The 17,116-nt window shown below is 53.6% G+C and carries 23 protein-coding genes; 17 read left to right on the top strand and 6 right to left on the bottom strand.

From position 1 onward, the window contains the following. Positions 1–3 precede the first annotated feature (3 nt). Positions 4–672, top strand: coding sequence for a segregation and condensation protein A (locus tag A3L09_RS04090; protein WP_088857749.1), 669 nt, complete (start codon positions 4–6; stop codon positions 670–672). Here the strand turns inward: A3L09_RS04090 and A3L09_RS04085 are convergent. Next, complete coding sequence (locus A3L09_RS04085; RefSeq protein WP_088857748.1) at positions 608–1,054, bottom strand: hypothetical protein; 447 nt, start codon at positions 1,052–1,054, stop codon at positions 608–610. The two genes, A3L09_RS04090 and A3L09_RS04085, sit on opposite strands and share 65 nt — an antisense overlap. A 43-nt stretch (positions 1,055–1,097) precedes the next feature. Continuing rightward, on the bottom strand, positions 1,098–1,523 hold the full coding sequence (locus A3L09_RS04080; protein ID WP_088857747.1) for a hypothetical protein: 426 nt from the start codon (positions 1,521–1,523) through the stop codon (positions 1,098–1,100). A gap of 119 nt (positions 1,524–1,642) precedes the next feature. Between A3L09_RS04080 and A3L09_RS04075 the strand changes: the two genes are divergently transcribed. From A3L09_RS04075 to A3L09_RS04065, 3 genes are all read left to right on the top strand, one after another. Then, on the top strand, positions 1,643–2,005 hold the full coding sequence (locus tag A3L09_RS04075; RefSeq protein WP_088857746.1) for a DUF5658 family protein: 363 nt from the start codon (positions 1,643–1,645) through the stop codon (positions 2,003–2,005). A 34-nt stretch (positions 2,006–2,039) separates the two neighbouring features. Continuing rightward, on the top strand, positions 2,040–4,460 hold the full coding sequence (locus A3L09_RS04070) for a DEAD/DEAH box helicase (RefSeq protein WP_088857745.1): 2,421 nt from the start codon (positions 2,040–2,042) through the stop codon (positions 4,458–4,460). A 143-nt stretch (positions 4,461–4,603) separates the two neighbouring features. Continuing rightward, positions 4,604–5,260 carry a zinc metalloprotease gene (locus A3L09_RS04065; protein ID WP_088857744.1) on the top strand — a complete coding sequence of 219 codons (657 nt, stop codon included), beginning with the start codon at positions 4,604–4,606 and terminating at the stop codon, positions 5,258–5,260. Positions 5,261–5,326: 66 nt separating this feature from the next. On the opposite strand, the gene pgsA is transcribed toward A3L09_RS04065, so the two are convergent. Then, on the bottom strand, positions 5,327–5,899 hold the full coding sequence (pgsA, locus tag A3L09_RS04060) for an archaetidylinositol phosphate synthase (protein ID WP_088857743.1): 573 nt from the start codon (positions 5,897–5,899) through the stop codon (positions 5,327–5,329). Positions 5,900–5,904: 5 nt separating this feature from the next. Continuing rightward, positions 5,905–6,441: a tRNA (cytidine(56)-2'-O)-methyltransferase gene (locus A3L09_RS04055; protein WP_088857742.1), complete on the bottom strand. Its 537-nt coding sequence runs from the start codon at positions 6,439–6,441 to the stop codon at positions 5,905–5,907. Positions 6,442–6,498: 57 nt separating this feature from the next. On the opposite strand from A3L09_RS04055, the gene A3L09_RS04050 reads away from it, so the two are divergent. The 10 genes from A3L09_RS04050 (at position 6,499) to A3L09_RS04010 (ending at position 13,518) form a co-directional block, all read left to right on the top strand. After that, complete coding sequence (locus A3L09_RS04050) at positions 6,499–7,278, top strand: SAM hydrolase/SAM-dependent halogenase family protein (RefSeq protein WP_088857741.1); 780 nt, start codon at positions 6,499–6,501, stop codon at positions 7,276–7,278. Positions 7,279–7,315: 37 nt separating this feature from the next. After that, a complete protein-coding gene (locus A3L09_RS04045) occupies positions 7,316–7,855 on the top strand; it encodes a nucleotidyltransferase family protein (protein WP_088857740.1) in 540 nt (179 codons plus the stop codon). Further along, the gene (locus A3L09_RS04040; RefSeq protein ID WP_232473577.1) at positions 7,845–8,267 is read left to right on the top strand and encodes a HEPN domain-containing protein; all 423 of its coding nucleotides are present in this window, start codon (positions 7,845–7,847) and stop codon (positions 8,265–8,267) included. Before A3L09_RS04045 ends, A3L09_RS04040 begins: the two co-directional genes overlap by 11 nt. A gap of 44 nt (positions 8,268–8,311) precedes the next feature. Continuing rightward, entirely contained in the window at positions 8,312–8,512 is a 201-nt protein-coding gene (locus tag A3L09_RS04035; protein ID WP_088857739.1) for a hypothetical protein, read from the top strand. Beyond that, positions 8,493–8,948, top strand: coding sequence for a type II toxin-antitoxin system VapC family toxin (locus A3L09_RS04030; RefSeq protein WP_088857738.1), 456 nt, complete (start codon positions 8,493–8,495; stop codon positions 8,946–8,948). The genes A3L09_RS04035 and A3L09_RS04030 overlap by 20 nt, the downstream gene beginning before the upstream one ends. Before the next feature lie 5 nt (positions 8,949–8,953). Then, complete coding sequence (locus A3L09_RS04025) at positions 8,954–9,520, top strand: nicotinamide-nucleotide adenylyltransferase (RefSeq protein WP_088857737.1); 567 nt, start codon at positions 8,954–8,956, stop codon at positions 9,518–9,520. A gap of 10 nt (positions 9,521–9,530) precedes the next feature. Further along, positions 9,531–9,839 carry a hypothetical protein gene (locus A3L09_RS04020; protein ID WP_232473576.1) on the top strand — a complete coding sequence of 103 codons (309 nt, stop codon included), beginning with the start codon at positions 9,531–9,533 and terminating at the stop codon, positions 9,837–9,839. Between the two features lie 2 nt (positions 9,840–9,841). Then, complete coding sequence (locus A3L09_RS11005) at positions 9,842–9,988, top strand: hypothetical protein (protein WP_232473575.1); 147 nt, start codon at positions 9,842–9,844, stop codon at positions 9,986–9,988. Between the two features lie 64 nt (positions 9,989–10,052). After that, positions 10,053–11,792: an ABC transporter ATP-binding protein gene (locus A3L09_RS04015; RefSeq protein ID WP_088857736.1), complete on the top strand. Its 1,740-nt coding sequence runs from the start codon at positions 10,053–10,055 to the stop codon at positions 11,790–11,792. Further along, a complete protein-coding gene (locus A3L09_RS04010) occupies positions 11,782–13,518 on the top strand; it encodes an ABC transporter ATP-binding protein (protein ID WP_088857735.1) in 1,737 nt (578 codons plus the stop codon). Before A3L09_RS04015 ends, A3L09_RS04010 begins: the two co-directional genes overlap by 11 nt. Before the next feature lie 5 nt (positions 13,519–13,523). On the opposite strand, the gene A3L09_RS04005 is transcribed toward A3L09_RS04010, so the two are convergent. After that, positions 13,524–14,684 (bottom strand): MFS transporter, encoded by a 1,161-nt coding sequence (locus tag A3L09_RS04005; protein WP_088857734.1) that lies wholly within the window; start codon positions 14,682–14,684, stop codon positions 13,524–13,526. Positions 14,685–14,804: 120 nt separating this feature from the next. Next, complete coding sequence (locus A3L09_RS04000) at positions 14,805–15,431, bottom strand: GNAT family N-acetyltransferase (RefSeq protein WP_232473574.1); 627 nt, start codon at positions 15,429–15,431, stop codon at positions 14,805–14,807. A 132-nt stretch (positions 15,432–15,563) separates the two neighbouring features. Between A3L09_RS04000 and A3L09_RS03995 the strand changes: the two genes are divergently transcribed. From A3L09_RS03995 to A3L09_RS03985, 3 genes are read left to right on the top strand one after another with little or no spacing between them, the layout of a single operon-like run. Beyond that, positions 15,564–16,160 carry a hypothetical protein gene (locus tag A3L09_RS03995; protein ID WP_157727197.1) on the top strand — a complete coding sequence of 199 codons (597 nt, stop codon included), beginning with the start codon at positions 15,564–15,566 and terminating at the stop codon, positions 16,158–16,160. Position 16,161: 1 nt separating this feature from the next. After that, positions 16,162–16,461 carry a transcriptional regulator gene (locus tag A3L09_RS03990; protein WP_088857731.1) on the top strand — a complete coding sequence of 100 codons (300 nt, stop codon included), beginning with the start codon at positions 16,162–16,164 and terminating at the stop codon, positions 16,459–16,461. Further along, entirely contained in the window at positions 16,454–17,116 is a 663-nt protein-coding gene (locus A3L09_RS03985; RefSeq protein ID WP_088857730.1) for a CPBP family intramembrane glutamic endopeptidase, read from the top strand. The genes A3L09_RS03990 and A3L09_RS03985 overlap by 8 nt, the downstream gene beginning before the upstream one ends.

Here is a 17,116-nt window from a genome sequence, read left to right as displayed (position 1 = left end):
ACCATGGAATCCCGATTCGAACCTGAGGTAACTCCCGTTGACATCCTCCTCCAGCTCGTCAAGATGGGTAAAGTTGACCCCTGGAACATAGACATCGTTGACCTAACGGAGAAGTACATAAAGATGCTCCGCGAGATGAGGGAGCTGGATTTACGCATCTCGGCGAGGGCAATTTTAGCCGCTTCAATTCTTGTTAGGATGAAGACCGAGGCTTTGCTCAACGAAGAAGACGGCGAGGAGGAAGAAAAACCGGAGGAACGCATACGAGTTGAAGTCGAACCTCTGGCTCCCCCAATAAGGCGGAGCGAACGTTACTACACCTTCGATGATCTTCTTGAGGCCCTGATGGACGCGCTTGAGGAGGCAGAAAAGAGGAAGCCGCGCAGGCGGAAGAAGGATAACATAGAGGAGCAGGTGTTCGTGGTCGACGACTTCCGCGTTGACATCGAGAAGCACGTTTACCGGCTCCACAATATTGTGGTCAAGCTCTACAGAGAAAAAGGGGAACCGATAAAATTCTGGGAGCTGGTTTTCGACCCGAGTCCGAAGATAGTAGCGAGGACGTTCCTGTACCTGCTCTTCCTCTCCAACATGGGGAAGGTGGACCTCATTCAGGAGGAGCCCTTCGGCGAGATAACCGTCGTCCCCCTTGAGGACAGCCAGCCAGCCTGAGGGATGCCATTATTTTTTCCGCTTCTTCCTCCGTTATCCTGCCCTCCTCAGCGGCCTTTTCAAGGAGGTATTCCGCGGTGAAGCACTGGGCGGGGAGGAGGGGGTTCCGCGTTAGGGCGTAGCTCTGCTCCCTCTTGTACATGAAGTGCCAGTCGATCTCCGCAAGGGCTATGAAGCCGACAACGGCCAGACCGTAGGCCAGGAGCACGAACTCCCGGAAGCTGAAGTTCTCCGCTATCCAGGGAATTGAGTAGAGTTCCTTAGCGAAGACGAATAGGATCATAAAGCTGTTCGCGATGCTGAGGTAGCTGGCCGCCCTCGTTATCTTTAGCTTCCAAAGAACCACACGATCGCGGGCTTTAACGAGCTTTTTCACATCCATGATCTCACCGGATTAAATTAGAACGACGGGATAAGAGCTTTTCTCACGAGTCCCTCTCCCATCTCTTGGCTGGCCTCAGGGTTACGGCCAGGAGCGGGCTTTCACTTCCAACGTAGAGCGACCTTTTCTCGCGGTTGAGGTAGAAGCAGTAGATTCCGTCGGGTATCATCTCGAGGAATTTAGAGGGAACTGTCGTCTTCCCCAGCTTTCCGTCTGGAAAAACGCACTCGTAGGGTTCGCTTATTCCCCTTACCCTCGTCCGAATTTCCTCAAGTGGAAGCCTTTCGCAGGGTAGCTTAACGCAGACGAGGCTCTTCCTCCCGTCGGTGAAGATCACGACCTCGTCGTTAATCATGAGCTTTTTCGAGCGATCTAGGAAGTCCCACAGGGCCCGGTAAACCCTCTCGGAGCTTCTCCTCTTTGCGAGCCTCTTGATGAGCCTCTCCCTCGCGTGCCTAGTGAGGAGCATGTTGCCCACTTAGATGGGGGAGTTAAAACGTTTGCCAGCATACATGTGTACCTACACATGTAGGTTCTGACTAATGCACAAAGTATTTAAGGAATGGGAGCGTAAAAAGTACGATCAAAATGGGGGTTAAAACTGAGGGGCTGAAATACGCACTGGCCTTCTCAGTTTTCTCAGTGCTCGACGCCCTTACAACGTGGGCAGGCGTGAGAAGGGGATTCGCTGAGGGGAACCCAGTTATAGCCTCCCGGATCTCCAATCCGACCCTGTTCTTTGGAAGCTTCGCCCTCTTCACGATCCTCGGAATCGCCCTCATACTCCTCTCCATCAAGCTAGCGGAGAGGGTGCCTGCCGCGGGATACTTTCCCCCGTTCTTCGTCCTGTTAAAAGCCCTGCCGGTTGTCAACAACGCGTTTCTCCTCACGGGGACGTCCCCGCTCCAGCTCGCCCTGACGACAACGGGCTTGCTGTTCAGTATCCCATGAGAAGCTTTTTATCCTCCCCACCGTCCCCAAGAATATGGGGTACCTCAGAAGGGATCTAATAGAACCGCGCGTTTACCAGGAGGTTATATACGCCCACTGTAAAGAGTGGAACTGCCTCGTTGTCCTCCCGACGGGCCTTGGAAAAACCCTGATAGCCATGCTCATAGCCGACTACAGGCTCTCAAAGTACGGCGGGAAGGTTCTAATGCTCGCCCCTACCAAACCTCTAGCTGTCCAGCACGCCGAGAGCTTCAAAAGGCTGTTCAGCCTTCAGCCAGATAAAATAAACGTCCTCACCGGTGAGCTCTCCCCGGAGAAGAGGAAAGAAGTATGGGAGAACAGCGTTGTCATCACCGCAACCCCCCAAACCATCGAGAACGACATTCTCACAGGAAAGATCTCCCTCGAGGATGTTGTTCTGCTCGTCATAGACGAGGCTCACCGCGCGGTCGGGAACTACTCCTACGTCTTCATCGCGAAGGAATACCTCAAGACAGCAAAACACCCGCTTGTTCTTGGATTAACCGCATCTCCAGGAAGCGACGAGGAAAAGATAAGGGAGATAATCCAGAACCTCGGAATCCAGAGGATCGAGATCAGAACCGAAAGCTCGCCCGACGTTAAGCCCTACGTTCAGAGGATAGCGTTCGAGTGGGTTAAAGTGGATCTCCCCGGGATATACAAGGAGGTTCGCTCGCTCCTCCGCGAGATGCTTAAGGAGACCCTCAAGCCCCTCGCCCACTTCAAGCTCGTTTCTACTTATTCTCCTGACATATCAAAGAGGGAAGTCCTCCAGGCGGGCTCAAAGATAAACCAGGAAGTTGCAAGAGGAAACTACGAGATAGGACGGCTCAGAATGCATCAGGCGAAGGCCGTAAAGCTCCTCCACGCGATTGAACTCCTAGAAACCCAGGGCCTCACAGCCCTGAGCTCATATTTGAGAAAGCTCCGCGAGGACAGGAGGACGAAGTCGAGCAGGGAGCTCATGGAAGACCCGCGCATGAGAAAGGTCATCTACCTCCTCGTCCAGGCGAAGGAGAGCGGAGTAGACCACCCCAAGATGGAGAAGCTGAAGGAGCTCGTCAAAAGGCAACTGGAGAGAAAACCGAACTCCAAGATAATCGTCTTCACGAACTACCGCGATACGGGAAAGAAAATCGTCGAGGAGCTCACTTCGATGGGAATCTCTGCTGAGAGGTTCATAGGGCAGGCCAGCAGGGGAAAGGATAAAGGCATGAGCCAGAGGGAGCAGAAGGAAACGTTGGAGCGCTTCTCCAGGGGGGAGTTCAACGTTCTGGTTGCCACAAGCGTGGGTGAAGAGGGCCTCGACGTTCCCGAAGTGGATTTGGTGGTATTCTACGAGCCCGTACCATCAGCCATAAGGAGCATACAAAGGAGGGGAAGAACGGGAAGACACAGGCCAGGGAAGGTCGTAATATTGATGGCGAAGGGAACGAGAGATGAAGCCTACTACTGGGCCTCTAAAAGGAAGGAGAGGGGAATGTTCAGCGCGATAAAGAAGATAGCGAGGGAGCTGGAAAAGTCCGGGAAGGTTCGCTCCTATGCAGGGGCAGATGAGGTTGTGAAATCAGGTGAGAACGAACCCAAGGGGAGTGCCGAGATGGCTAAGGGTAAGATAACCCCGCTGGACGCTTTTCTGAAGCCGAAGAAACCTGAAAAGGCCGAGGCCATAAATGCTGACGGAGTTGAGGGGGCCGTTTCCGCGGCCTCGAAAGAAAAATCCAGCGAGAAGCCGAAAGAAACCGCCGAGGATCTTCCGATAAAGCCCATCTTTGTGAGAAAGCCGAAGGGGATAGTTGTTTACGTGGACAACCGCGAGCTGAGGAGCGGAGTTCCTAAGCATCTGAGGGAACTTGGAGCGGAGGTTGAGGTTAGAACCCTCGATGTTGCAGACTACGTTGTGAGCGAGGACGTTGGGATAGAGAGGAAGAGCGCCAACGACTTCATCCAGTCCATAATAGACGGTCGCCTCTTCGACCAGGTTGACAGGCTGAAGAGGGCCTACGAGAAGCCAGTCATAATCATCGAGGGCAACCTCTACGGCATAAGGAACGTCCACCCCAACGCCATAAGGGGTGCGATAGCGGCGGTGACCCTCGACTGGGGGGTTCCGATACTCTTCTCCTCCGGGCCGGAGGAGACGGCACAGTTCATCTACCTCCTGGCAAAGCGCGAACAGGAGGAGAGGAAGAAGGAAGTAAGGGTGAGGAGCGAGAAGAAGGCACTAACACTTGCCGAGAGGCAGCGGCTCATAGTCGAGGGCCTTCCAAACGTCTCGGCTACCCTTGCAAAGAGGCTTTTAAGGCACTTTGGCAGCGTTGAGAGGGTCTTCACCGCCACAGAGGAGGAGCTGAAGGAAGTTGAAGGCATAGGCCCGAAGAAGGCGAGGGAGATAAGGAAGGTCATTACAGCTCCCTACGTTGAGGAAGAATGAAGCTGTGCCCCCGGGGAGCGAAGGGAACTCACGGCTCGCCGAGCGCTCGCTCCCCGCGGTTTCCCGGGGGCATTAGGAAATCTCAAAGAGACCTTAAAGCGTTTGCCCATAAAACTTAATAACTTCCAGGAGGTTCCCCCACTATGCAGTATCCAAGGGACCGACGACTGAGCTACATAGGCGCCACCTACATCGGGAACTTCACGGACAAAAACCTCATATTCGAAGTCTTCGACGAGGCCAACCGATATCTAGCCCAGAACGACCTCCCGATCAGGTTCCTGTACCTTGGAAAACTGGAAGTTGGCCCTGGATATCTGATCAACATCCCGGTTGGGGACAAGCAGGTTAAGGGGTACCCCCTAGAGGCACTCATTGAGGCCCTCTACGCGAGGCTTCTCCAGGAGATCCACAAGGATGAGAGCTTCCAGATGAGGCGTATCTTCGGCCTGACTACCTTTCCCCTGGTTTCGCGCAACCAGTACTTCCACATATACGAGAAGTTTCTTGGTTTCCAGCAGGATATCCTCGGGATGAAGATAATGGTTCTGTCGATGAAGCCCTTCGAGAGCGAAGACAAGGAGCTTATGAAGTCCCGCATCTTCAAGGGCGTCCTCCACGAGCTCGGCCACAGCTTCGAGCTTGAACACTGTCCCAATGAGTGCGTTATGAATCCCCCCAGCGACATAGATGACTGGGACAGAAGACCTCCCGCGTATTGTTCTTCCTGCATGAGAAAGCTCCAGGGAGCCCTCACCGCCGAACTTCTCCTCAGGAAAGAGAAAAAGATGGGTCGGTAACGGCAGGGCTCTTCATCGCCGTAAGGCTCGCCTAGCGAAATTCTCGTCATCCCCCGTTCTTGCCCATTACTCCTTGAGCCTTCTGTAAGCGGCCCACATCCTCTGGAAGACCGTTATCCATGCCAGGATTCCAACGAGGTAAACTCCCCACTTCACGTAATCGATACCCGCGAGGGAGAAGGCTATCAAGATTAGCAGTCTCTCGGCCCTCTCCGCTATTCCCACTGCCAGCTTTCCCGAGCCGGCAAGCTCGGCCCGACAGCGCTCATAGCTGACCAGGTAGGCACCTATGAACGTCAGGAAGGTCCAGCGCCAGTCCGCAAGGTTCCCGAGGGCTATGCCGAACAGAACTGCCCCGTCGCTGATCCTGTCGAAGGTGGAATCGAGGAACGCCCCAAAGCGGCTCACCTTCCCAGTCATCCTCGCCAATGTTCCGTCGAGGGCGTCTATCGCGGATCCAATCAGCAGGACCAATGCCGCCAGCCTCGGGCTCCGAATGTAGAAAAGGTAAGCTCCGAGGAGGCTTATTAGAAGACCAACAAAGGTTATAGTGTTCGGAGTAACTCCCATCTTAGCCAGCGGCCTAACGATGGCCTCAAGGTAGCCCCTAACGTTATCCCGGTAGTTGTTGAGCACCATGCCCATCACTCCAGCTCGATGACCTTCTTCCCCCTCTCCTGGGGAATTATCTTAAGCTTTGCCCCCTCGAACTCCCTCCTGAGGCCTTTACCTTCCAGCAGTCTGTCGAGGAAGACCGCCAAAGCCGCGACCTCACTGTGGGGCTGGTTCCCAACGGCCACGTTGTAGTGGGCTATCTCGTAAACATCTCTCGGCACCTTCTCTGCCCCAACCACCACTAGGACGTCTTTTCCAGCCTTCAGCTCCTCCCTGACCCTCGGAATGGCGTCGTCGATGTGTATTCCATACATCGTGAGGTGAACTATAACCCCTCCCGATTCCCTCCACTCGCGGAGGATCTTCTTCCAGCTCGGGTTGAACTCTATCTGAAACGGCCCTCCCCAGCGTCTCACGACGTCCTCAACGCTCTCCCTGACGTGTTCGTCCTCCTCGGCCGCTATGATTATCTTTTCGGCACCGAAGGCCCTCGCGGTTAAAGCCACGTGGGTCGTTATCCTCTTGTCCCTCTCCGGTCTGTGTCCGAGCCTGAGCACCGCTATCATGCTCTCCCTCCGGCAACCTCTTAAGGCAGATCACATAAATCCTTTCCGGTGGTGAGGGTGATAACGCTGACGACCGACTTTGGCATGAGAGGCCCCTACGTCGGCGAGATGAAGGTGGCCATGCTCAGGATGAATCCAAACGCGACCATCGTTGATGTAACACATTCCATAACGCGCCACTCAATCATCGAGGGCTCCTTCGTCATGGAGCAGGTTGTTAAGTACTCCACAGAAGGAACCGTCCACGTCGGCGTTATAGACCCTGGAGTTGGAACTTCGAGGAGAGCCCTGATAATCGAGGGTGAACAATGGCTCGTCGTCCCCGACAACGGCTTAGCCACGCTCCCGCTCAAACACATCAGACCAAATAGGGCCTGGGAGATCGATATTGGAAGGCTCAAACGATTTACCGGCTGGGATGTTAGTTCAACCTTCCACGGGAGGGACGTCTTCGGACCGGCGGGGGCTCTGATAGATAAAGGGATCCACCCTGATGAGTTCGCCCGTGAGATAGAGCTTGAAAGCCTCGTTAAGCTCGACGTCGGGCCGAGGAAAGAGAACGACACCTGGCTTCTCAAGGTTATTTACATAGACGATTTCGGAAACGTTATCCTGAACCTTGAGGACTACGGAAGTCCGAGTAGGGTTGAACTCGTTGATTTTGACATTAAAGTTCCCTACCTCGATACCTATGGCCAGGTCAAGCCCGGTGAGCTCTTGGCCCTCCCGGGAAGCCACGGCTACCTTGAGATAGCGGTTAACCAGGGTTCTGCTGCTGAGAGGCTGGGCCTCAAGGTTGGTGATAAAGTAAGGGTGAGGCTCGTTCAAAAATCTTGAACGAAAGGTTCAAAAATCTTGAACGAGAGTCTCTACCATGATCCACAGAATTGCATCGACGGAGAAGCGGGAGAAGATACTTGAATACATACTGGAAAAGGGGGAGTTTGGGGTTGAAGACGTAAGTTATGCACTGGGGATCAGCAAGGGGCTGGTTTCTCTTTACCTCAAAGAATTACTTGAGCTTGGGTTGCTGGAGAAGAAGGGGAGGAAGTTCTTCTTAAGGTCTGGAGTAGAGCTCAGGGAAACAAAGCGCTTCCTCAACTTCTGGACCCTCAGGGATAAAATTCTCCCACTCAGAGAAGAGTGGATGCTTGCCCTCGGTGTTTATGGCAGTTTTGCCCGCGGTGAAAACCGGCCTGAGAGTGATCTCGACGTCTGGGTATTAACCAAGGAAAATGATCCACTCAGGATTATGGAGCTACAAGAAAAGCTCGAGACCGTTACTGGCAGAGAAGTTGATCTCCTGGTGCTTACGAAGGAAAAACTTGCCCGCCTGAAGGAGGAAAACCCCTACCTGTACTGGAGTATCAAACTGTCCTCCATCGTGCTGTGGGGTGATCTTGATGAGGTTTGAAGAATGTGTGGAAAGGGGCTATCTGAGAAGAATGGAGCCCCAGCCAGAGCTTGCCCGCCTCAGCATCCACAAAGCACGCTCCTTTTTGGAGTCCTCGCGAAGAAACCTTGAGATGGGAATATACGACGGTGCGCTCGTGATGGCGTACCTTGCACTGTTTCACGCCGCCAGGGCTTTGCTTCTCAAAGATGGATGGAGGGAGAAGAGCCACACTTGCATTTCAGCCTACCTCAGGGAGTTCTACGTAAAGCCCGGCCTTCTCGACGTTAAATGGGTGAGGTATCTGGACTACGTTAGAAACTTAAGACACCAGACCCAGTATGACGTGGGTTTCCCTCCAGACCCGGATGAGATTGTGGATATCCTTCCAAAGATGGGGGAGTTTATAGGAGTAGCTGAAAAGCTGTTATGAGAAAACGTTATCAGCTTTGGGGAAAATAAAGAAGTGGTGAGAAAATGGGAGAAGTAAAGGTCCGGGTTATGGTTCCAGACGGAATGGAGGAAATTTTCAAGAGGGAGCTCTCAGCGATTCTTGAGTCCCTCTGGAAGGCCAAGAAAAAGCAGAGAGTGAAGATTGATGACGTATTCGGAATGATGCCCTCGGAGAAGTCAGCAAAAGAGCTGAGGATGGAGCTCTATGAGGAGATATTTGGTTGATTCCTCGGTCATCCTGGAGGCTCTCAGGGGGAACTCCCGGGCGAAGGAGCTGTTGAAGTCAGTAGAAAACGATCCAAAGTTCATAAATCCTGTGATCTTCAGCGAAGTTCTCTTTGTGTTCCTTAAACAGGTAACCGGGAAGAGCTACTTGACCCTTAGAAATAACACTGAGGAGATAAAAGCACACGAGGATAAAATCGAGAAGCTCTATCTATTCTTGAGAGATAACTTCGTGGAACTGCCGGTTACCGAAGAGATCACTGATATGGCCTTCGGTTTCCTGAAGAAATACGGCCTCCTGCCAAACGATGCGATAATCCTCGCAACCGCCAAATTTTATGAGCTTTCACTGGTCTCCATGGACTCCGATTTTGAGGGGGCATCAACTGCCGAGGGAATTGAATGCGTTTGTAATGTTAGACAACAGGGGAGGTGAAAGCAATGGTTAAGCGAGGCCTCTTCGTCGGCCGCTTTCAGCCCGTCCACAACGGACACATAAAGGCGCTCGAATTCGTTTTTTCGCAGGTTGATGAAGTGATAATAGGAGTTGGAAGCGCACAGGCAAGTCACACGCTTAAAAACCCATTCACGACGAGCGAAAGGATGGAGATGCTCATAAGGGCGCTCGACGAGGCAGGCTTAACGGAGAAGAGATACTACCTCATCCCTCTGCCAGACATAAACTTCAACGCCATCTGGGCGACCTACGTGGTGAGCATGGTTCCGCGCTTCGACGTGGTCTTTACCGGAAATTCCCTGGTGGCTCAGCTCTTCCGCGAGAAGGGTTACGAAGTTATCGTCCAGCCGATGTTCAGGAAGGACATTCTATCTGCTACCGAGATAAGGAGGCGCATGGTTGAGGGGGAACCCTGGGAGGAGCTCGTCCCCAAAAGCGTTGCAGAGTTCATCAGGGAAATCAAAGGCTGTGAGAGAATACGGATGCTCGCGACTAACCTTGAGAAGAACGAGAAGGAGCTCCAGGCACCTATAAGGATTCCAGAGTTCTGAGGAGAGGAGAATGAGGGGAAGGCCAGCCCCGTCAGTGGCGTATTCCCTTTTCGTCTTTCTAGTTGAGGCATCCCTCGGAATCCACAGGAAGGTCGCCGACCTCTACCGGACTACCCAAAGGGTTGGCGGGATCCCCTGTGTTAAGTTTTACTGCGTTACCTCCACTTGGATTCTTGCTCTAGCTATTTTGATAGCCCCCTTGCTCCTCAGCTACCTTCTCCTTGAGCGCTATGAGGCCATAAGGGAGCACGCGAAGAGCCACTTACTCTTCGGTCTTCTCCTCGTCCCGGTTGGCCTCTGCAAGACTGGGGCTTTGTAACGATGCTCTACTTTCTCTCCCTCGCAACCGGCCTGTCGTATCTCCTTCAGCACGAATACTACGAAAAACAGCTTCACGAGCTCGCTCTGGTGGTCTTCACGTGGTTTTTAACCACATCGGCACTAATGGTCAAGCCCTGGGCGTGCTGAAGGCATTATCAGATGGACGTCTTAACCGGCAAATATTTATAGTAGCGGACGCAACGTTTCCAATATGGGCGACTCGGTGCGGCAACTCAAAAGGCTGCTGGGCTATCTAAGGGAGCACAAGTTTCACTTCATCGCGGGCCTATCCCTGGTCCTCCTGATGTCCTACACCAACGGAGTAATCCCCGTCCTAATAAGGGGGGCGATAGACGGGGGAATAACCACCGGAGAGTACCGCGTAGCTATCCGCTACGCTCTCCTCGTCCTCCTCGTCGCTGTTCTCAACGGGGCATTCAGCTTCAGCGGTCGCTATCTCCTCGTAAGGGCGGCCCAGCACGCTGTCTACCACCTCCGCATGGAGGCATTCAAGGCCATCCAGAGGCAGAGGATGGAGTTCTTCGATAAGACCTACTCGGGCCAGCTCATAAGCAGGATAACCAACGATACCGAGAGGATAACGCGCTTTTTATCGTTCCGCATCAGGATGTTCGTCTACTCAGTCTTCCTCATCATAATCTCGCTCTACTACATGGCAAGAATGAACACTGCCCTTACGGGTGTTGCCCTCATCACGATAGCCCTAGTGGTTGCTTTAAACACCACGTACGCGAAAAAGGTGAGACCTATATACGATGAAGTGAGGCACCAGACCGGAGTCATAGCCTCGGTCTCAACGGGCAGCATAGCGGGGGTTAAGACGATAAAGGCCCTCTCGGTGGAGGAAGAAATCCAGGGAAAGTTCCAGGAAGAGAACGAGAAGCTCTATTCCCTCAACGTCGAGGCGACCAAGATAACCGCCCTCTACGGAAACGCGCCCTTCCTGATAATGGGAATTGCGATGAGTGCCATGCTCTACTATGGCGGGAGGGCCATAATGGCCCAAAACCTGACCGTTGGCGAGCTTACCGCCTTTCTGACCTACATGCTCACCATGACGTGGCCGCTGAGGGCTTTGGGCTTCACGATAGGCGACATCCAGAGGAGTCTTGCCGCTGCCTCAAGGCTCTTTGAGGTGATTGATTCCGCTCCGAAACATATAGACCCGCCTGACGCTGTAGAGCTCACCAGCCCGCGCGGGGAAATAGAGTTCAGGGACGTTTACCTAACCTACCACACCGGGAAGACGGTCCTCAAAGGACTTAACCTTAAAATCCGGCCGGGCGAGAGAGTCCTAATAACCGGCCCGCCCGGTTCCGGGAAGAGCACCCTGCTGAAGCTCATAGCGCGCTTCTACGAGCCGGACAAGGGCGAAGTCTTGATTGACGGCGTGGACGTGGGGAAAATAAAGACCTCCAGCCTGAGGAAGATAGTGGCATACGTCCCGCAGGAGCCCTTCATATTCAACAGGAGCATAAGGGAGAACATAGCTTTAGCGAAGCCCGACGCGAGCCTTGAAGAGATCATCAGAGCGGCCAAAATAGCGAAGATCCACGACTTCATCTCCTCGCTTCCAGAGGGTTACGACACTGTTGTCGGCGAGAAGGGCGTAACCCTCTCCGGAGGCCAGAGGCAGAGAATCGCTCTGGCGAGGGCACTCCTCCTCGAGCCCAAGATAATCCTCCTTGATGACCCGGTCTCGAACCTCGACGCAAAGACAGAGGAGAGCCTGATTGGGGATCTTAGGGACATCCTCAAGGGCAGGACTGCAGTAATCGTCTCCCAGAGGCTCTCAATGGCCAGGCTCGCCGACAGGGTTATCGTTATGGTGGACGGTAAGGCTGTCGAGGACGGAAGCCCAGAGGAGCTCGCAAAGGCGGGGGGACTCTTCAGCGAGATGCTCGGAAGGGGTGGGTGGAATGGAAGGTAAGTCGTCCCTCTCGCTCCTCAGGAGGTTCATAGGTGAAGCCCTCTCCCACAGGAAAACCCTCGCGATAGTCGTTGCGAGCATAGTGGGCTCCGCCCTGGCCACGCTCGCTCCCCCGTACATCCTGAGTATAGCGATTGACCGCTACATTTTGGTGAACAACTATTCCCGCTTCTGGGTCATAGGCCTGCTCTACCTTGCCTCTCTCGTGGCTCAGTGGTTCTTCGCGACGCTTCAAACCTTCTACATCGAGGTCTTCGGTCAGAAAGTCCTCCGTGATTTAAGGGCGAGGCTACACGAGAAGGTTCTTCGCTCGAGTCTGAACTTCTTCAAGGACAAATCAACCGGGGACCTCGTGTCGAGGATAGTGAACGACACGGGAATAGTGAACGACGTCCTCGTTTCGGGCCTTCTGGGGGGCCTTGGGAGTCTGCTCAGCCTCACAGGCATAATCATCGCCATGCTCCTCCTCGACGTTAAGCTGACCCTCGTAACGCTAACGAGCGTCCCGCTGATGGTCCTTGTCGCTTATTACTTCGGGGGGAAGATGAGGAGGGCCTACAGGGAGACGAGGCAGAAGATAGCGAGGATCTCAAGCGTCGTGGAAGAAAGCGTCGCGGGTATTGAGACGATAAGAGCCTTCGGCAGGGAGGGTGAAGCAGAAAGGGAGTTTTCCAAGGCCTCAAGGGAGACGATAAAGGCATACCTCCGGGTGGCTGTATACATGGGCATCTTCTGGCCGCTCATGAATATAACAAGCCTGATTTCGGTCATAGTAGTCATAGCCTACGGCGGCTACCTTGTCCACCAGGGCGCGGTTAGCGTCGGCGTTGTGGTTGCCTTCATCCAGTACGCCCAGCGATTCCGCGGGCCCATAAACAACGTCGTAAGCATGTACGACAGCCTACAGTCAGCTCTGGCCGCGCTGGAGAGGATATACGAGGTATTAGAGGATGGAAACGTCGAGGACTACTCGGGAAGGGACGTCGAGAGGTTGAAGGGCGAGCTCACGTTCGAGGACGTCTGGTTCGAGTACGAGGATGGCATCCCTGTTCTCAAGGGGATAGACCTCCACATTCCTCCCGCTACAAAGGTGGCCGTTGTTGGAAAGACTGGCGCTGGAAAAACCACGATGGCGAGCTTAATAATGCGCTTCTACGATCCTACGAGCGGGAAGCTTCGCTACGATGGCCTCGACGGGAAGGAGATAAGCAGGAAGAGCCTGAGGAAGAGAATAGGCTACGTCCCGCAGGAGACCTACCTCTTCCCGGGAACGATAATGGAGAACATCCTCATGGCGAACCCGGAGGCGAGTGAGGAGGACGTGATAAGGGTCTGCAAAGGGCTCGGCGTCCACGAATTCATAGAAAGGCTCCCGCAGGGCTACAACACCTCCGCGGGGGAGGCCGGAAAGCTCCTCTCCGTTGGGGAAAGGCAACTCATATCGCTCGCGAGGGCACTTCTAAAGGATCCCGACATAGTCATCCTCGACGAGGCGCTCTCAAGCGTTGACCCGAAGACCGAAAGGCTGGTGCAGGATGCCATGCTCAGGCTGATGGAGGGAAGGACGAGCATAATAATCGCTCACCGCCTCGGGATAACGCGCTTCGCTGACAAGGTCGTAGTAGTTGATGATGGGAGAATAGTGGAGGAAGGATCTCCGGAGGAACTGCTCGCGAGGAAAGGCTACTTCTACAGGCTCTACACCTCTCAGATGGGAAGGGCGTGAGTCCGTTACTTTCTCTTTGCGATCCACAGGAGGAAAAGTCCTGCCGCTATAAATCCACCAAGGCTAGCGCCGTAGGGCAGTGTTGGATGTAGGCTCGCAAGAAAGCCGGCCAGGAGCGGTGTTATCAGCCCGAGAACCCTCCGATAGCTCGATATCGCCGCGTGGAACTCGGTTGTCTTCTCTTTCGGGATGAGCTTGAAGAGCCACGAGCGGTAGAAGGGGAACCAGAGCGCATTTCCGAAGTCCCCGATGGCGTAGACTACTAATGCCAGCCAGAAGGGTGGTGCAAAGGCCATCACCAAGGCGTAGAAGGCGTTGAGGAACATTCCTACGGCTATCGCGTGGAAGCCCCTGCCCTTAGGGACTCTCTCGCTGGCGTAAGTTCCGGTTATTCTCATCAGACTGCAGGCAACGGCTATGAGCGTTAGCTCGAAGACCGTTTTATGGAGGACGAAGACAACATAGTTTATGAGGATGAACTCAGGAGCCAATCCCCAGGCTAGAGCTAGGAGCGTTTCAAACGCGATCAAACGCTTGAACTCCCCAGCCTTGAAAGTGAAGCCCTCAGGGCTTATCCTCTCCTCCTTTCCCACCGAAGGCAGAAAGAGCCAGAGATAAGTAACGGTAACAACCGAGAATAGGCCGAAGAAGAGGAAGGTTAAGCGGTAGTGCTTCGGTTTGTTGTAAACATAGCCGAGGAGGTAGCCCATTATCGGAAAGCTCACTAAAGTTGCTATCTCGGGCAACCTTAGATGCCAAGCGAATATCTCCTCGTACTTGTCCTCTGGATAGATCACCTGCTCGTAGGCCTGGTAGAGAGGATACAAGAGAGTGGAGAGCTTGTCGATCAGCTTACCGCCAAAGAGCATCAGCGGCGCTATCGCTCCTTTTGCAAGGCCGTACATGACGTAGGCTATCCCGTCGAGGATGTCTATCGCTATCAGGCCCTTTTTGATGTCCCAGCGGTTGAAGAGCCTGCCGAATATGTAGGTGAGCGGGATTGAGGCTATGTTAACTACCGTAAAGAACGCCCCGACTTCCAGGATCGAATAGCCCGTCATCATGAGGTAGAGCGGGAAGAGCGTCCAGGTTATTAGCCCGGGCGCTATTAGAGTATGGTAGATCATGTAGGCCTTGGCATCTCTCGGGATCTCGCTCCAGCGCATAAGGAAAAGGAGAGATCACCAGGCCTTAACCTTTGTGGAGGCCTTCACGTAGATCAGCGCTTCTCGTCCCACTGGCAACACTCCCGAAGCCGTTCTTTTCGTTTTGACTGGCTGGCTTAATCATTTCTTAAGCCACCCCTCAAGGGCCCTGTTCACCAGCTTGAGGAACTCCTCCTTCGTTCCGCCCTTCGAGTAGAACTCCTCCAGCAACTCCATGAAGCGGATCTCCCCATCGCTGAACTTCTCGTCCCTCCACTTAAAGATCCTGAAGCCTTCTCCAAGGATTTCAACCGTGTGGAACCCCTTCTCTCCAGGTTTAAGTTCCTTGACGAGCTCTATCGTGTTTATCGTTGTGTAGCCCATCCTCTTCCAGAAACCTATCGCGTTCTTGTCCTGGGGGAGGACGAGGAGGTAGAGAAAAGCATCGTGCTTGAGAACCTCCTTCTCCGCCCGCTCGACGAGCGCCCTTCCGATCCCCCTTCCACGGAATTCCGGCCTAACGTATAGTTCCTCGATCCAGAAGCTCCCGTCCCTGCTCGAAATCCTGATGAACCCCGCGGGAGCTTTGTCAAATGCGAGGAAGATTATATCCCCTCTATTGAAGTATTCCTCGGCTTCCTTCCGGTACTCCTCTTCATCGCCCGCGCTCCATCCCTGCTTTCCCCTGAGTTCCTTAAAGAACTCGACGTACATAGCCTGAAAATCGCTTAGGTTATCTCTAGAAACGCGGAGGATTTCCATACTCATCCCTCATCCCAGTGTTTCCGCCGGAGGAAGTTAAAAGGCCTTCGATTGTCCCCGTGTATGATCGCGCTTTGGCTTTGTTCCCCAAACTTTCGGCCGGTTATAAATAGGTGGAGATACCAATTTTATCCGGTGATGGGGATGGAGGAGAAAGAACTCGCTGAGGCGTTAAAGGCTGTGGAGGAGGAACTCAACCTGGCGAAGAGGGTGTATTTGGCGTTTCCCTTCCTCTTCTGGGCGGCTGTGCTTCCCCTGCTCTACCTGCTGACGCTCATCCTTAACTCCTACGCGGGAATTAGTTGGGACTGGGCTTCGTCAATCCTTTCCATACTGGTGGTGGCCTGGTTCATTGTTGAAAACGAGAGGGTTTTCAAGAAAGTCGAGGCTATAGAGCGGGTTCTTGGAATGAAAAGGGAGAAAAAAAAGGCCTACCTAGTCGCTCAGATCTCAGCATGGATTATCTCGGCACTAGTTGCCAGCTTAGCTTACACCTCCGAGGGAGAGTGGATGTTAGCATTTGTTGGCCTCGCGCTTCTCCTTATGGCCGCTGTGGACTTCGTCTTCGTGAAAAGGGCTGAATGGGAGGTGCTTCTCGGCGGTCTGATAATCCTTTCGTCAATATCATTAGTAGGAAAGCTCCCCCTTCCCAGGCTCGCTCTCGCGGTGATGGTTATTTCAATGGCCTTCGCATTCGTCGCCTTCCTCTACATCAGAAAAGCCATGAGGGAGTGAGATGAGGGCGGAAAAGCTTAGAAAACTCTCCACTTCGCCACTCGGCAACCCGACGAGGCTTGCCATAGCCCTCTACCTCCTCTCGAGGGAGAGAAGCACCTTCATAGAGATAGCTAAGGCGCTCAAGATGACGCCGGGGAACGTCGAGTTTCACCTGAAAGCCCTCGAAAAAGCTGGAATTGTAAGGACTTACTACGGCTTCGGGAAGCGACCAAGGAAGTTCGTGGAGCTTACTGAGGAAGGAATTGAAGAGCTTGAGAAGGCCCTTAAAATCCTCCGCGAGGTGGTTGGGGGTGATTGAGTACCTTATCGCGCTCCTGCTCTGGCTCATCGTTTTCGTCTCATCTTCCCTGGTTTCTTTCTTCGTTGCCCGAAAGCATAAGCAGGCGACAGGATTCGTTATCCAGGCCTCTTTTCTAGCCTTTTCACTTATTTTGATCATTCTCCTCGGGATTCCTATGAATTCAAGCTTATCAGACCTTCCAGAGGCGTTGTTGGGCGGCTTCTTACTCTCGCTGGTGCTTAACTTAGTCCAAAAGCGGCTCGGAGTGGAGATTACCCCGCCGGAGCTTCCCGAGAGAAAAGTTGAGTTGTGGTTTCTTCTCCTCGTCCTCGCTCCCCTTGGGGAGGAGAGCCTTTACAGGGAACTCCTGGAGAGCTACCTTTTAGGCTCTGGGGCGTTCTGGGGTGCGGTCGTTTTTTCAGCGATCCTCTTCGCCCTTCCCCACTGGATGGCCTTCGAGGGAAATCTCGTCGGAAAGATTTTGACCCTCTTGGGAGCATTCCTGGTTGGACTCTCCGCTGGCTACCTCTTTGCAGTAACGCGCTCGCTCCTAACGGCCTTCACCTTCCACTCAGCGGCGAACCTGGCTGGATTTGTTGTGGGAACGGAAAAGGGGAAGTCGGACTTATCTGGGAAAGCACAAAAACTGCTCATCTCTGACCACAATCCCTAA

It is taken from the genome of Thermococcus profundus, from assembly GCF_002214585.1.
GTDB lineage: Archaea > Methanobacteriota_B > Thermococci > Thermococcales > Thermococcaceae > Thermococcus > Thermococcus profundus.
This window is presented reverse-complemented; position numbering and strand designations above follow the sequence as displayed.

Excerpts from the sequence above, each read along its gene's own strand:
- A3L09_RS04090 (WP_088857749.1), top strand. The coding sequence starts at position 4 with ATGGAATCCCGATTCGAACCTGAGGTAACTCCCGTTGACATCCTCCTC.
- A3L09_RS04085 (WP_088857748.1), bottom strand. The coding sequence starts at position 1,054 with ATGGATGTGAAAAAGCTCGTTAAAGCCCGCGATCGTGTGGTTCTTTGG.
- A3L09_RS04080 (WP_088857747.1), bottom strand. The coding sequence starts at position 1,523 with ATGCTCCTCACTAGGCACGCGAGGGAGAGGCTCATCAAGAGGCTCGCA.
- A3L09_RS04075 (WP_088857746.1), top strand. The coding sequence starts at position 1,643 with ATGGGGGTTAAAACTGAGGGGCTGAAATACGCACTGGCCTTCTCAGTT.
- A3L09_RS04070 (WP_088857745.1), top strand. The coding sequence starts at position 2,040 with ATGGGGTACCTCAGAAGGGATCTAATAGAACCGCGCGTTTACCAGGAG.
- A3L09_RS04065 (WP_088857744.1), top strand. The coding sequence starts at position 4,604 with ATGCAGTATCCAAGGGACCGACGACTGAGCTACATAGGCGCCACCTAC.
- pgsA (WP_088857743.1), bottom strand. The coding sequence starts at position 5,899 with ATGGTGCTCAACAACTACCGGGATAACGTTAGGGGCTACCTTGAGGCC.
- A3L09_RS04055 (WP_088857742.1), bottom strand. The coding sequence starts at position 6,441 with ATGATAGCGGTGCTCAGGCTCGGACACAGACCGGAGAGGGACAAGAGG.
- A3L09_RS04045 (WP_088857740.1), top strand. The coding sequence starts at position 7,316 with ATGATCCACAGAATTGCATCGACGGAGAAGCGGGAGAAGATACTTGAA.
- A3L09_RS04040 (WP_232473577.1), top strand. The coding sequence starts at position 7,845 with ATGAGGTTTGAAGAATGTGTGGAAAGGGGCTATCTGAGAAGAATGGAG.
- A3L09_RS04035 (WP_088857739.1), top strand. The coding sequence starts at position 8,312 with ATGGGAGAAGTAAAGGTCCGGGTTATGGTTCCAGACGGAATGGAGGAA.
- A3L09_RS04030 (WP_088857738.1), top strand. The coding sequence starts at position 8,493 with ATGAGGAGATATTTGGTTGATTCCTCGGTCATCCTGGAGGCTCTCAGG.
- A3L09_RS04025 (WP_088857737.1), top strand. The coding sequence starts at position 8,954 with ATGGTTAAGCGAGGCCTCTTCGTCGGCCGCTTTCAGCCCGTCCACAAC.
- A3L09_RS04020 (WP_232473576.1), top strand. The coding sequence starts at position 9,531 with ATGAGGGGAAGGCCAGCCCCGTCAGTGGCGTATTCCCTTTTCGTCTTT.
- A3L09_RS11005 (WP_232473575.1), top strand. The coding sequence starts at position 9,842 with ATGCTCTACTTTCTCTCCCTCGCAACCGGCCTGTCGTATCTCCTTCAG.
- A3L09_RS04015 (WP_088857736.1), top strand. The coding sequence starts at position 10,053 with ATGGGCGACTCGGTGCGGCAACTCAAAAGGCTGCTGGGCTATCTAAGG.
- A3L09_RS04010 (WP_088857735.1), top strand. The coding sequence starts at position 11,782 with ATGGAAGGTAAGTCGTCCCTCTCGCTCCTCAGGAGGTTCATAGGTGAA.
- A3L09_RS04005 (WP_088857734.1), bottom strand. The coding sequence starts at position 14,684 with ATGCGCTGGAGCGAGATCCCGAGAGATGCCAAGGCCTACATGATCTAC.
- A3L09_RS04000 (WP_232473574.1), bottom strand. The coding sequence starts at position 15,431 with ATGAGTATGGAAATCCTCCGCGTTTCTAGAGATAACCTAAGCGATTTT.
- A3L09_RS03995 (WP_157727197.1), top strand. The coding sequence starts at position 15,564 with ATGGGGATGGAGGAGAAAGAACTCGCTGAGGCGTTAAAGGCTGTGGAG.
- A3L09_RS03990 (WP_088857731.1), top strand. The coding sequence starts at position 16,162 with ATGAGGGCGGAAAAGCTTAGAAAACTCTCCACTTCGCCACTCGGCAAC.